This is a genomic window from Aeromicrobium sp. Root472D3 (genome assembly GCF_001426485.1).
GTDB lineage: Bacteria > Actinomycetota > Actinomycetes > Propionibacteriales > Nocardioidaceae > Aeromicrobium.
Genome location: NZ_LMET01000001.1, coordinates 1251150 through 1264888, shown reverse-complemented (window position 1 = coordinate 1264888; position 13739 = coordinate 1251150). Strand labels below are relative to the sequence as shown.

The 13739-nt window shown below is 70.8% G+C and carries 11 protein-coding genes; 2 read left to right on the top strand and 9 right to left on the bottom strand.

What is annotated here, in order from left to right; translation table 11 throughout:
* Positions 1-205 precede the first annotated feature (205 nt).
* Entirely contained in the window at positions 206-1450 is a 1245-nt protein-coding gene (locus ASD10_RS06175) for a YeeE/YedE family protein (RefSeq protein ID WP_056606156.1), read from the top strand.
* A 98-nt stretch (positions 1451-1548) separates the two neighbouring features.
* Complete coding sequence (locus tag ASD10_RS06170; RefSeq protein WP_056606151.1) at positions 1549-2160, top strand: hypothetical protein; 612 nt, start codon at positions 1549-1551, stop codon at positions 2158-2160.
* Positions 2161-2229: 69 nt separating this feature from the next.
* Here ASD10_RS06170 and ASD10_RS06165 read toward each other — a convergent pair whose 3' ends face one another.
* The 9 genes from ASD10_RS06165 to ASD10_RS06125 all read right to left on the bottom strand — a co-directional run bounded on the left by ASD10_RS06165 (position 2230) and on the right by ASD10_RS06125 (position 13553).
* Entirely contained in the window at positions 2230-3144 is a 915-nt protein-coding gene (locus ASD10_RS06165; RefSeq protein WP_056606149.1) for a cation diffusion facilitator family transporter, read from the bottom strand.
* Positions 3145-3319: 175 nt separating this feature from the next.
* On the bottom strand, positions 3320-4513 hold the full coding sequence (gene tuf, locus ASD10_RS06160) for an elongation factor Tu (RefSeq protein WP_056606147.1): 1194 nt from the start codon (positions 4511-4513) through the stop codon (positions 3320-3322).
* 91 nt (positions 4514-4604) lie between these two features.
* Positions 4605-6716, bottom strand: coding sequence for an elongation factor G (fusA, locus tag ASD10_RS06155; RefSeq protein ID WP_056606144.1), 2112 nt, complete (start codon positions 6714-6716; stop codon positions 4605-4607).
* An 80-nt stretch (positions 6717-6796) separates the two neighbouring features.
* Positions 6797-7267, bottom strand: coding sequence for a 30S ribosomal protein S7 (gene rpsG / locus ASD10_RS06150; RefSeq protein ID WP_056606140.1), 471 nt, complete (start codon positions 7265-7267; stop codon positions 6797-6799).
* Positions 7267-7641, bottom strand: coding sequence for a 30S ribosomal protein S12 (rpsL, locus tag ASD10_RS06145; RefSeq protein WP_056606137.1), 375 nt, complete (start codon positions 7639-7641; stop codon positions 7267-7269). The genes rpsG and rpsL overlap by 1 nt, the downstream gene beginning before the upstream one ends.
* 177 nt (positions 7642-7818) lie before the next feature.
* Entirely contained in the window at positions 7819-8556 is a 738-nt protein-coding gene (locus ASD10_RS06140) for a maleylpyruvate isomerase family mycothiol-dependent enzyme (RefSeq protein ID WP_056606134.1), read from the bottom strand.
* A gap of 4 nt (positions 8557-8560) precedes the next feature.
* Entirely contained in the window at positions 8561-11389 is a 2829-nt protein-coding gene (locus ASD10_RS06135) for an FAD-binding and (Fe-S)-binding domain-containing protein (RefSeq protein WP_056606130.1), read from the bottom strand.
* 106 nt (positions 11390-11495) lie between these two features.
* On the bottom strand, positions 11496-12782 hold the full coding sequence (locus tag ASD10_RS06130) for a hydroxyacid-oxoacid transhydrogenase (protein WP_056606127.1): 1287 nt from the start codon (positions 12780-12782) through the stop codon (positions 11496-11498).
* A 39-nt stretch (positions 12783-12821) separates the two neighbouring features.
* Positions 12822-13553, bottom strand: coding sequence for a GntR family transcriptional regulator (locus ASD10_RS06125; protein ID WP_056606124.1), 732 nt, complete (start codon positions 13551-13553; stop codon positions 12822-12824).
* Positions 13554-13739 lie beyond the last annotated feature (186 nt).

Here is a 13739-nt window from a genome sequence, read left to right as displayed (position 1 = left end):
GGACCCGCTTCAGCGGGACAAGCTCGATCTCAGTTTCGGTGTCGCGTCATGGATCGGCGTGAGAGGCCGGACGAACGACACCCCAGCGATCGAGCCGGAGCAACCGAACTATTCTGACAGACCCGTGGCGTGAAAGACAAATCGGTGTCGTCTCAGGGGACGGGACGCGTCACGCGGGCGTCCGCGACCTGCCTACCGTGGAGGGATGACAGCCCTTCTCGGACCCGCTCCCACGTGCGCCCTGCCTCCCCCGCAGGAGGAGGCGCCCCCCGTCCAGCGCGGACCGCTGATCGGCGTCGCCGTCGTCTCGGTCGCGCTCGTGTCGGTCGTCGGCAGCCAGCACGGCGCCAAGTTCGCCGTGCTGCTCGCGCTCGGTCTCGGCCTCGGTGTCGCGCTCTTCCACGCCCGGTTCGGCTTCACGTCGGGCTGGCGCCAGCTCGTCGCGGTCGGCAACGGCGCCGGCGTGCGGGCGCACGCGCTGCTGCTCGGCACCGCGGCGACGCTGTGCATGCTGCTGCTGGCGTCGGGCACGGGCCTGTTCGGATCGACCCCGCAGCCGGCGGGCGGTCAGATCGGGGTCGCGCTGCTGCTGGGCTCGTTCCTGTTCGGCCTCGGCATGCAGCTGGGTGGCGCGTGCGCGTCCGGCACCCTGTTCGCCGTCGGGTCGGGGCAGTCCAGCGTGCTCGTGACGCTGCTCGGCTTCATCGTGGGCTCGGTCCTCTACACATGGCAGTTCGGCCTGGTCGACGACCTGCCGACGTTCGAGCCCGTGCTGCTGCAGGACCACGTCGGCTACGGCGGCGCATGGGCCGTCACGATCGCCGCACTGCTGGCGATCGTGGCCGGAAGCCGCGCCTACCAGGCGCGGCGCAATCCCCCGCCGGCCGGACGTCCGCCCACGGCCGCGGGGGTCGCGCGGGTCTGGCGCGGCTCGTGGCCCATGCTGACCGGCGCCGTCGTGCTCGCGGTGCTGGCCGCTGGTGTCCTGCTGGTGTCGGGCGGCATCTGGGGCGTCACGAGCGCCTTCGGGCTGTGGGGCGCCAAGGTGCTGCAGCTCGTCGGTCTGCACCCCGAGCTCTGGTCGTTCTGGCAGCAGCCGGGGCAGGCCGAGCAGCTCGCCGGCCCGGTCCTGGCCGACAAGAACTCCCTGACCAACATCGGCATCATCCTGGGCGCCGCGATCGCCGCGACCCTGGCCGGCGTCTGGTCGTTCCGTCACCGATTCACGGGCAAGGAGGTCGCGGCCGCGTTCATCGGCGGCATCCTGCTGGGCATCGGCGCCCGGCTCGCCTCGGGCTGCAACATCGGCGCCTACCTGGGCGGCATCTCGACCGGCAGCCTGTCGGGCTGGATCTGGGGAGCGGTCGCCCTGGCCGGGACGTGGGTCGGGCTCAAGCTCCGCCCCCTGTTCGGGCTCGGGGTGCCGCGGTCGGACGACAGCATCTGTTGACGCCCGCCCGACCTCGGTGCACGGCTGTCTGAAAGGCTGTCCGCGTCCTGCGCGGGGGTAAAGGGCCCTCGTGCGACCAACGAACGAGGTTGTCCACCATGAGCAAGACCATCCGACGCTCCCTCGTCGCCGCGACGGCGGCCGCGCTCCTCGCGGTCTCCGCGTGCGGAGGCTCCGACAGCAGCGGCGACGAGGCCGCCACGACCCCCGAGACGTCCGCGACCACCCCCGCCGCCCCCGAGACGACGGACGCCCCGGACGCCCAGCAGGCCGAGCTGCCGGTCGACCAGACGATCCAGGACGACGTGCTGGGCGACACCGTCAAGATCACCGGCATGGTCCGCGACTTCCAGGCACCGTCGCGCACCAACATCCCCGACGGCGGCGGCGAGTGGGTGCTCCTCGAGCTCGACACCGCGGCCGGCGACAAGTTCAGCGGCGGCATCCAGGGCGGCTTCACGCTGTACCAGACCGACGACGAGCTGGCCGGCTCGACGACGGGCATCATCGACGACGACATGACCGCGGCCGGCTTCACCCCGTGGGAGACCGCGAGCGCCGGCGAGCGGACGACCGGCTGGGTCGCCTTCCAGGTCAACACCCGCGCGGACGCCTACCAGCTGCAGTACAAGCGGCTGGCCGCCAGCGTCATCGGCGGCGGCGACCCGATCCCCGAGAAGATCTGGACGATCGAGCTGCCGGCGTCCTGACGGTCCGACCGCCCGGCACCCCGGCGAGGGCCCGGTCCCCCACTGGGGGGTCGGGCCCTCGCGTGCGTCTCAGTGGTGCACGTGGTGCTCGGAGTCGCGGTGCCCGGCGGGCTCGATCTGGAACGTCGAGTGCTCGACGTCGAAGTGCTCGGCCAGGCAGCCGCGCAGGCGGTCGAGGACGGCGTGGGCCTCGACCATCCCGGTCACGTCGTCGTCGACGACGACGTGCGCGCTCATGACCGGCATGCCCGAGGTGATGGTCCACACGTGCAGGTCGTGGACGTCCTTGACCCCGTCGGTGCCGACGATGTGGTCGCGCAGCTCGGCCAGGTCGACGTGCTCGGGCGTCGACTCGAGCAGCACCTCGACGACGTCGCGGAGCAGCGAGACCGCACGCGGCACGATCATCGCCGCGATCGTCAGCGACGCGATCGCGTCGGCCGCGTACCAGCCCGTGAGCAGGATGACGACGGCCGACACCAGCACGGCGACCGAGCCCAGCGCGTCGCCCACGACCTCGAGGTAGGCGCCCCGCACGTTGAGGCTCTCCTGCGAGCCGCCCCGCAGCAGCACCAGACCGACGACGTTGACGACCAGGCCCGTCGCACCGGCCACGAGGATCAGCCCACCGTCGAGCTCGGGGGCGTCGCCGAAGCGGCTCACCGCGCTGGACGTGACCCACACCGCCAGGCCCAGCAGGATGAGTCCGTTGAGGCCTGCCGCGAGGATCTCGGTGCGCTGGTACCCGAACGTGCGCCGCGAGCCCGGGCCTCCCCCGCGCTGCGCCACCGTGATCGCCGCCAGCGCCATGACGATGCCGAACGAGTCGCCCAGCACGTGGCCCGCGTCGGCCAGCAGCGCGAGGCTCCCGGTGATCGCCGCGACGACCGCCTCGACCACGAGGACACCCAGCGACAGTGCGAGGACGATCGCGAGGCGCCCTCGATGCTGCACCCCGGTGCCGTGCGCGTGGTCGTGTCCCATGGCTATGAGGCTAGGCCCCCGTCGCGTCATCCGCGACGACGGTGTCCACCCACAGGACGCCCATGACAACCACTCCCGACACCACGGTCCGGACACGACGAAGGGCCCCGCCCCAGCCGAAGCTGGGACGGGGCCCTCGTCGTGATCGGGTTCAGCCGTCAGGTGACGGCCGGGATCACTTGTTGATCTTGGTGACGCGACCAGCGCCGACCGTGCGTCCACCCTCACGGATGGCGAACCGGAGTCCGTCCTCCATGGCGATGGGCTGGATGAGCTCGACGCTCATCTCGGTGTTGTCGCCGGGCATGACCATCTCGGTGCCCTCGGGCAGCGTGACGACGCCGGTGACGTCCGTCGTGCGGAAGTAGAACTGCGGACGGTAGTTGTTGAAGAACGGCGTGTGACGGCCACCCTCCTCCTTCGACAGGATGTAGACCTGACCCTCGAACTCCGTGTGGGGAGTCGTGGAACCGGGCGCGATGATGACCATGCCGCGCTCGACGTCCTCGCGCTTGGTACCGCGCAGGAGCAGTCCGACGTTCTCGCCGGCCTGACCCTCGTCGAGCAGCTTGCGGAACATCTCGATGCCCGTGACCGTCGTGGTCTGCTTCGTGTCGCGGATGCCGATGATGTCGACCGTGTCGGTCACCTTGACGATGCCGCGCTCGATACGGCCCGTGATGACGGTTCCACGACCGGTGATCGTGAAGACGTCCTCGACCGGCATGAGGAACGGCTTGTCCGTCTCACGCGGGGGCATCGGGATGTAGTCGTCGACGGCCTGCATGAGCTCGAGGACCGACTCGCCCCACTTGGCGTCGCCGGCGAGGGCCGGGACGGCCGCCACCTTGACGACGGGGACGTTGTCGCCGTCGAAGTCCTGATCGCTCAGGAGCTCACGGACCTCGAGCTCGACGAGCTCCAGGATCTCCTCGTCGTCGACCATGTCGCACTTGTTGAGCGCGACGACCATCGCGGGCACGCCGACCTGCTTCGCGAGCAGCACGTGCTCACGCGTCTGGGGCATGGGGCCGTCGGTGGCCGCGACCACGAGGATCGCGCCGTCCATCTGAGCCGCACCGGTGATCATGTTCTTGACATAGTCCGCGTGACCCGGGCAGTCGACGTGCGCGTAGTGGCGGTTCTCGGTCTGGTACTCGACGTGCGAGATGGAGATCGTGATGCCGCGCTGCTTCTCTTCCGGCGCCTTGTCGATCTGGTCGAAGGCCGAGGCCTCGTTCAGGTCGGGGTACTTGTCGTGCAGCACCTTGGTGATCGCCGCGGTAAGAGTCGTCTTACCGTGGTCGATGTGACCGATGGTGCCGATGTTCATGTGCGGCTTGGTCCGCTCGAACTTCGCCTTAGCCACGTGGGGCTCCTTCTTCGAATTGGTTGCTGTTGAACGCCGTCGGATACTCGCGGCACGAGTACCTCAGGCCATCTTATGAGATGGACCGCTGTTACTCGCCGCGGGCCTTTTTGATGATCTCTTCCGCGACGTTCTTGGGAACCTCCGCGTAGGAGTCGAACTGCATCGAGTATGACGCACGGCCCGAGGTCTTGGACCTCAGGTCGCCCACATACCCGAACATCTCGGAGAGGGGGACGATCGCCTTGACGATCTTGACGCCGCCCATCCCTTCCTCCATGGCCTGAACCTGGCCACGGCGAGAGTTGAGGTCGCCGATCACGTCGCCCATGTAGTCCTCGGGCGTGGTGACCTCGACCGCGAACACGGGCTCGAGGATCACCGGATCGGCCTTGCGAGCCGCTTCCTTGAACGCCATGGAACCGGCGAGCTTGAAGGCGAGCTCCGAGGAGTCGACGTCGTGGTACGCGCCGTCCTCCAGGGTCACCTTGACGTCGACCATCTGGTAGCCGGCGAGGACACCGAACTGCATGGCGTCCTGCGCACCCTGGTCGACCGACGGGATGTACTCGCGGGGCACGCGGCCACCGGAGACGGCGTTGTCGAACTCGTAGCCGCCCTCGCCGCCGGCGAGGGGGCCCGTGGGCTCGATCGAGATGATGACCTTGGCGAACTGGCCCGAGCCACCCGTCTGCTTCTTGTGGGTGTAGCTGACGTTCTCGACCTTGCGCTTGATGGTCTCGCGGTACGCGACCTGCGGCTTGCCGACGTTGGCCTCGACGTTGAACTCGCGCTTCATGCGGTCGACGAGGATGTCGAGGTGGAGCTCGCCCATGCCGGCGATGATCGTCTGGCCGGTCTCCTCGTCGGTGTGGACCTGGAACGTCGGGTCCTCCTCGGCGAGGCGCTGGATCGCGGTGCCCAGCTTCTCCTGGTCGCTCTTGGTCTTGGGCTCGATCGCGACCTGGATGACCGGCGCGGGGAACGTCATCGACTCGAGCACGATCTGGTTCTGCGGATCGGCGAGCGTCTCGCCCGTGGTGGTGTCCTTCAGACCCATCACGGCGACGATCTGGCCGGCGCCGACCGAGGCGATCTCGGCGCGCTTGTTGGCGTGCATCTGGTAGATCTTGCCGATGCGCTCCTTGCGGCCCTTCGTCACGTTGATGACGGTCGAGCCGGCCTCGAGGCGACCGGAGTAGACGCGCAGGTAGGTCAGCTTGCCCAGGTGCGGGTCGGACGCGATCTTGAAGGCGAGGGCCGCGAACGGCTCGCTCTCCTCGGGCTTGCGCGTGTCGGTCTTGCTCTCGTCGCGGGGGTCGAGGCCCGTGATGGCGCCGACGTCGATCGGCGACGGGAGGAAGTCGATGACGGCGTCGAGCAGGGGCTGGACGCCCTTGTTCTTGAACGCCGTGCCGCACAGGACGGGGTTGAGCTTGGCGGCCAGCGTCGCGCGACGGATGGCCGGCTTCAGCAGCTCGGGGGTGATCTCGGCGCCGTCGAGGTAGGCCTCGGCGAACTCGTCGTCCTGGTCGGCCAGCGTCTCGATCATCTCGGTACGGGCCTCGGCGGCCTCGTCGACGAGGTCGGCGGGGATCTCCTCGACGGTGTAGTCCTCACCGATCGCGGTCTCGCCGCGCCAGACCAGCGCGCGGTTGCCAATCAGGTCGACGACGCCGATGAAGTCGCCCTCGGCGCCGATCGGCACCTGCAGGACGAGGGCCGTGGCGCCGAGGCGCTCACGGATGGTCTTGACGCAGTAGTCGAAGCTGGCGCCGGTGCGGTCGAGCTTGTTGACGAAGCACATGCGCGGGACGCCGTACTTGTCGGCCTGGCGCCAGACCGTCTCGGACTGCGGCTCGACGCCGGCGACACCGTCGAACACGGCGACCGCACCGTCGAGGACGCGCAGGTTGCGCTCGACCTCGACGGTGAAGTCGACGTGCCCGGGGGTGTCGATGATGTTGATCTGGTTGTCCTTCCACCAGCAGGTCGTCGCGGCCGACGTGATCGTGATGCCGCGCTCCTGCTCCTGCTCCATCCAGTCCATCGTGGCGCCGCCGTCGTGGACCTCACCGATCTTGTAGTTGATGCCGGTGTAGAACAGGATGCGCTCGGTCGTCGTGGTCTTGCCGGCATCGATGTGCGCCATGATGCCGATGTTGCGGACCCTGTTGAGGTCGGTGGTGATGTCGGTTGCCACGAGTGTGATCGCTTCCTTTGGTGCGGATGCCCCGCCTGCCCGGTGTCATGGGCGAGACGAGAGGTGGAGGTGGTGCTGACTTACCAGCGGTAGTGGGCGAACGCCTTGTTGGCCTCGGCCATCTTGTGCGTGTCCTCGCGCTTCTTGACGGCGCCGCCGAGGCCGTTGCTGGCGTCGAGGAGCTCGTTCATGAGGCGCTCGGCCATCGTCTTCTCGCGGCGCGAGCCGGCGTAGCTGACGAGCCAGCGCAGGGCCAGGGTGTTCTGGCGGGTCGCGCGGACCTCGATCGGCACCTGGTAGGTGGCGCCGCCGACGCGTCGGCTCTTGACCTCGATGGCGGGCTTGACGTTGTCGAGCGCGCGCTTGAGCGTGATGACCGGGTCGGTGCCCGACTTCTCACGGGTGCCCTCGAGGGCGGTGTACACGATGCGCTGGGCGACCTGCTTCTTGCCGTCGACCAGGACCTTGTTGATGAGTGAGGTGACGAGCTGGCTCCCGTAGACGGGGTCGGTCTCGACGACGCGCTTGGGCGCGGGTCCCTTACGAGGCATTACTTCTTCTCCTTCTTGGCGCCGTACAGGCTGCGGGCCTGCTTGCGACCCTTGACGGCCTGCGTGTCGAGGGCGCCACGGATGATCTTGTAGCGAACGCCGGGAAGGTCCTTCACACGGCCACCGCGCACGAGCACGATCGAGTGCTCCTGCAGGTTGTGGCCCTCGCCGGGAATGTAGGCAGTGACCTCGGTACCGCTCGACAGCTTGACACGCGCGACCTTGCGAAGCGCGGAGTTCGGCTTCTTGGGGGTCGTGGTGTAGACGCGGGTGCAGACACCGCGTCGCTGGGGCGAACCCTTGAGCGCGGGAGTCGTCGTCTTGACGACCTTGCGCTGGCGGCCCTTGCGGACCAGCTGGTTGATCGTGGGCACTACAAACTTCCTTCTTCTGGCTGGCGCGAGCCATGAGTCGTGATGCACTCGCCACCGTGCGATCCGGCAGGATGCGTGCACCGGCCTGATGAGTTCAGGCACAGAGGAAAATACTACCGGGCTCCCCCGCCTCGAAACAAATTCAGGTCCCGATCGCGCTCGTCGTTCACGACACGTTCACGGCGTGGTCGGCCCGGCGAGCAGCGCCACGGCGTCGTCGCCCCGGCATCGCACGCGGTCGGCCGGGACCCGGTGCCACAGCGCGAGGTAGAGGTCGGACGCCCGCCCCGTCACCGTCTGGTCGACGTCGGCGGTCGTGGACGGCAGCAGCACCGGGGTCGCCGCCACGTCGTCGGCGGGCGCGACGACCCACGACGCGTCGACGTCGTCCGCGACGAGGCGCACGCGCGACCTCACGTCGGGACGGTCGCCCCGTGCGGTCATGCGGGGGAAGAAGACGCGCAGCACCTCGTCGACGCCGTCGGCGGCCAGGGCGGCCGGCACGTCGGTGCGCGACGCGTCGTGGCCCAGCGCCTGCAGGACGTCGACAGTGTGCACCGTCACCTCGTGCAGCTGGCGCCGCGGCCAGAACGCCGCCGTCTCGTCGACCCGCGAGAAGTTGGGGACGGGCTCGGACGGGTCGACGGCCCGCAGGGCGGCCACCAGCGCGGCGGCGGTCGCGGCGTACCAGTCGGCGAGGTCGCCCGGCACCACCGGCGCCGACGGCTCGGCGAGGCGCTGGCCGCTCAGGACGATCGAGGCGGCCCACCGGTGCACCGTGCCGGCGTGCAGCACGAGGTCGCGGACGGTCCACGGCGCGCACGCCGGGACGGGCTCGTCGCCCGACGCGTCACGCACGAGGGCCGCGAGACGCCCGACGGCCTGCTCGAGCGGTGCCAGGTGGTCGGTCGTCACGCGCTCAGTGTGCCGCACGGCGGTCGAGCAGCTGGGCGAGGTGCACCGCGTCGACCGAGACCAGGTCGTCGAGCTGCGTGCGGCACGAGAAGCCGTCGGCGACGACGACCGTCCCGGCGGGGGCGTTGCGCACGGCGGGCAGGAGCTGCTGCTCGGCGACCGCGACGGAGACCTCGTAGTGCCCCTTCTCGACGCCGAAGTTGCCCGCCAGCCCGCAGCACCCCGACACCCGGTCGATCGTCGCGCCGGTCGCGGTCATGATCGCCATGTCGGCCTCGAAGCCCAGCACCGACGCCTGGTGGCAGTGCGGCTGGACGACGAGCGTCGTGCCCGTCAGGTCGGGCGGCGTCCAGCCGTCGGTGCGCTGCAGCAGCTCGGACAGCGTGAACACGCCGGCCGCGACGTCGACGGCCCGCGGGTCGTCGACGAGCTCGACGGCGTCGGACCGCAGCACCGAGAGGCACGACGGCTCGAGGCCCACGACGGGGACGCCCGCCGCGACGTACGGGTGCAGCTGCTCGATCGCGCGGCCGATCATCTCGCGGGCCGTGTCGAGCTGGCCGGTCGTGATCCACGTCAGGCCGCAGCACTGGGGTCGCGCGAGCACCTCGACGTCGTAGCCGGCGCCGTCGAGCACGCGCAGCGCCGCCTCTCCCCCGGCGGTGGAGAAGAACTCGGTGAACGAGTCGGCCCACACCACGACGCGGGGACGTCCCTGCTCGAGCACGGGGCGCGCCACGCGGGTGAACCGCTTCGTCGCGAACATCGGGAGGCTGCGCCGCTGGTCGACGCCCGCGACCCACCGGGCGAGCGAGCGGACGCCGGGCGTGCGCAGGCCGAGGTTGGCCAGGCGCGCGATCGGCGACGTCACGCGGGCCCAGAACGGCAGCCTGCCGAGGACGTAGTGGCTGCGCGGCCGCAGGCGCCCCTTGTAGGACTGGTGCAGCACCTCGGACTTGTAGCTCGCCATGTCGATGCCGGTGGGGCAGTCGTTCAGGCAGCCCTTGCACGACAGGCAGAGGTCGAGCGCCTCGTGCACCTCGGGGGCTCGGAAGCCCCCGGTCACGAGCCGGCCGTCGATCATCTCCTGCAGCACGCGGGCACGGCCGCGCGTGCTGTCCTTCTCGTCGCGCGTGGCCTGGAACGAGGGGCACATGACGCCGTTGGAGCCCTGGTTGTCGGCGATGCACTTGCCGACGCCCGTGCAGCGGTGCACGGCCTTGCCGAGGTCGCCGTCGTCGTGCAGCAGGCGCAGGCCGAGTCGGCGCGACAGCTGCTCGCGCCCGGGCGAGCGGATCGACTCGGGGCCGCGCAGGTCGGCATCGACCGCGGCCGGACGCACCAGGACCCCGGGGTTGAGCAGGTCGTCGGGGTCGAGCACGGCCTTGACCCGCTCGAACAGCCCGATCGCCTCGCCGGAGTACATCAGCGGCAGCAGCTCGGAGCGCGCACGACCGTCGCCGTGCTCGCCCGACAGCGACCCGCCCAGCGCGGCGACCTGCGTCGCGGCGTCGACCAGGAAGCGACGGAACAGCTGGTGGCCGCCGTCGGCGTCGAGCGGGAAGTCGATGCGGATGTGCACGCAGCCGTCGCCGAAGTGCCCGTACGGGACGCCGTCGAGGTCGTTCTGCCGGAGCAGGGCGTCGAGCTCGCGCAGGTACGTGCCGAGCTTCTCGGGCGGCACCGCGGCGTCCTCCCAGCCCGAGAGGGCCTTGCCGGGCAGCGTGCGGGTCGCGAGACCCGCGCCCTCCTCGCGGATGCGCCACAGCACGGCCTGCTCGCCACCGTCCGTCACGACGCGGTGGTCGACCGCCGAGGCGGCCCGCGCGGCGCGGACGACGGTGTCGGCGACCTCGGCGGGGTGCTCGCCGGAGATCTCGACGAACAGCCAGCCCTGGCCGCGGGGCAGGTCGGGGACCGTGCCGCGGTGGGTGCGGTAGACGTCGACGATGCGCGAGTCGAGGCCTTCGCAGGCCGTCGGGCCGAACGGCAGCAGCGACGGGACGTCGTCGGCCGCCTCGGCCATCGAGGCGTAGCCGAGCACGAGGATCTGCCGCACGGGCGGGTCCTCGACGAGGCGCACCGTCGCCGACGTCATGGTCGCGAGCGTCCCCTCGGTGCCGGCCATGAACGTCGCGACGTCGAAGCCGTTCTCGGGCAGCAGGTGCTCGAGGCTGTAGCCGGAGACCTGGCGGCCGAACCGGCCGAACTCGGTGCGGACCGTCGCGAGGTCCGCACCGACGACGTCGCGCAGGGCGTCGAGCGTCGGCGAGGACGTCGTCGCGCCGCGGCCGAGCGTCAGCTGCTCGCCCGCCATCGTGACGACGTCGAGCCCGACGACGTTGTCGGCCGTGCGTCCGTACGCGAGCGCGCGCGAGCCGCACGCGTTGTTGCCGATCATGCCGCCGACGGTGCAGCGGGTGTGCGTCGACGGGTCGGGGCCGAACCGCAGCCCCAGCGGCGTCGCGGCCTTCTGCAGGACGGCGTGGACCGCACCGGGGTCGACCCGGGCCGTGCGGGCCTCGACGTCGATCTCGTGCACGCGGTTGAGGTGCCGCGTCAGGTCCATCACGACACCGCTGCCCACCGCGTTGCCCGCGATCGACGTGCCGGCCCCGCGGGACGTCAGCGGGGTGCCGGTCACCCGGCAGGCCTCGACGGTCGCGAGCACCTCCTCGACGCTGCGGGGACGCACCACGACCTGCGGGACGACGCGGTACAGCGAGGCGTCGGTGCTGTAGAGCGCCCGCGTGAGGCTGGAGTCGTCGACGTCGGCGACCCCCACCCGACGCAGCTCCCCCACCACGTCAGTACTGATCGACGTCACCGTCATCGTCTCTGTCCCAACCGTGAGTGGCCCGAGCACGGTCGGCCGAAGGCCGACAGCCGTGCAGCGGCGAAGCCGCGCCCGAGCGCGACGAAGGAAAGCGTCATGGCTACTACCAGAGCTCGATCGACTGGTCGAGGATCGACGCGACGTCGTCCTCGCGGACCTCGAGCGGCGCCGTGGCCAGCAGGCGCTGCTGCTTCATGGTGCCCTCGACCAGCGCGTCGACGTCGTCCTCGCCGAAGCCGACGGCGCCGATGCCCGACGGGATGCCGACGTCGCGCATGATCTGCGCCAGCACCTGCGGCAGGAACTCGGCCGGGTCGTCGGGGCGGACGGCGTCGGGCGCGAGCAGCTCGGCGGCCCGGACGTGACGCTCGGGCGACGCCTCGAACGTGAAGCGGAAGGCAGCCGGTGCCGTCAGCGAGACCGCCATGCCGTGCGGCACCATCGCGTGGTCGGCGTCGTAGCCCTCGGGACGGAACTCTCGCACCTGACCCGCGATCGGGTAGGCGTTGGCGTGCGGGATGTGGACGCCGGCGTTGCCGAAGCCGAGGCCCGCGAACGTCGCGGCCATCGCGACCTCGGTGCGCGCCGCGAGGTCTCCGCCGTCGCGGACGGCCGTGCGGAACGACCCGGCCATCAGGCTCAGGGCCTTCTCGGACCACATGTCCGCGATGGGGTTGGAGCCGCAGTACGGGACGCGCTGGTCGGCCTGCTTGCGCTCGTACGACGTGAACGGCCTGGCGGTGTAGCTCTCGAGCGCGTGGCACAGGATGTCGAGCCCCGAGGCCGCCGTGACCCCGGCGGGCTGCGTCAGCGTCAGCTCGGGGTCGACGACCGCGAGGGTCGGGCGCAGGCGGGCGTGCGAGATGCCGGTCTTGACGTGCTGGCTGACGACGTCGAGCACGCAGATCGTGGTGCTCTCGCTGCCGGTGCCCGTCGTGGTGGGGACGGCCACGAGCGGCAGGAGGGCGTTCCTCGGCGCGCGGGCCCGCCCGACCGGCGCGTTGACGTAGTCCATCAGCTCGCCCTCGTTGGTCGTCAGCAGGTTGACGGCCTTGGCGGTGTCGATGCTGCTGCCGCCGCCGACCGCGACGATCGCGTCGAACGGCCCCTCGGACCGGGCGAAGGCGATGGCCTCCTCGAGGCTCGCGTCGGTCGGCTCGACCCGTGACCGGTCGAACACGACGGCCTCGATCGACGCCGCCCGGAGCGCGTCGGCGATCTCGTCGGGGGCACCGGTCGCGGCGACGCCGGGGTCCGTCACGACGAGCACGCGGCGCGCGCCCAGCTGCGCCAGGTCGTGGCCGAGCTCGAGGCGTGCGCCCACCCCGAACTTGAGGCCGGGCGCACCGTAGGTGAAGACCGATTCGGGGTGCTGGGGCTGGAAGGTCATGTGTGCTCCTGGGGTCCGACGCGCCTCGAGACTAGCATGCTACTGCGTCGACGGCAGGGGCGTCGCGGATCGCCCCGGCACGTACAGGTGGTCGCGCAACGACGCCGACCACTGCCGGCCGTCGACGGTCGCCCCACCCACCTGCTCCATCAGCAGCGTCGCGGTGCGCACCAGGTGCGCCTCCATGTGCGCTGCCGCCGCCTCGGGGTCGCGGAGCGCGATCGCCTCGACGATCGGGGCGTGCTCCGCCGCGAGCTCGACCATGCCGCGCGAGCGGCGGATCGTCGACGCGCCCCGCGACTGGATCGAGTCGCGGAGCGTCGCGATCTCGGCCTGCAGGCGGGCGTTGCCCAGCACGCCGGCGATGGACTGGTGCAGGGCCCGGTCGTGCTCGGTGAAGCGCGGCTCGTCGTCGGCGGCGGCGTGAGCGCGCATGTGCTCGAGCTCGGCGGAGATGGCCGCGACCGTCGGGGCGTCGGCGCGCGCGGCCGCGAGCGCGGCCGCCGGCACCTCGAGCATCAGCCGCAGCTCGAAGACCGCGCGGACGTCGTCGACCGTCACGCCGCGGATGCGCACCCCGCGGTTGCGCTCGATCGTCACGAGCCCGATGTCGGCCAGCCGCAGCACCGCCTCGCGGACCGGCGTGCGCGAGACCTCCAGCAGGTCGGCGAGCCGGTAGATCGAGTGCAGCGAGCCCGCCGGGAACTCGCCCGTCACGATCGACTCGCGCAGCGACGCGAAGACGCGGTCGGCCGTCGTGGTGCGAGTCATCGTGACCGCCGCCCTTCCCGTCGCCGACGTCGTCGGACGTCCCGGCGCCCGTCCGTCCGTGGGCCTTGGCCCGAAACGATATCGTGTGGTGTTGGTGCGCCGGACGACGTCGCGGGACGACGTCATCGCGCACCGACGACTCGTCCTCCGGCGGACCACCGCGGGCGGACATCGACGAGAGGATCT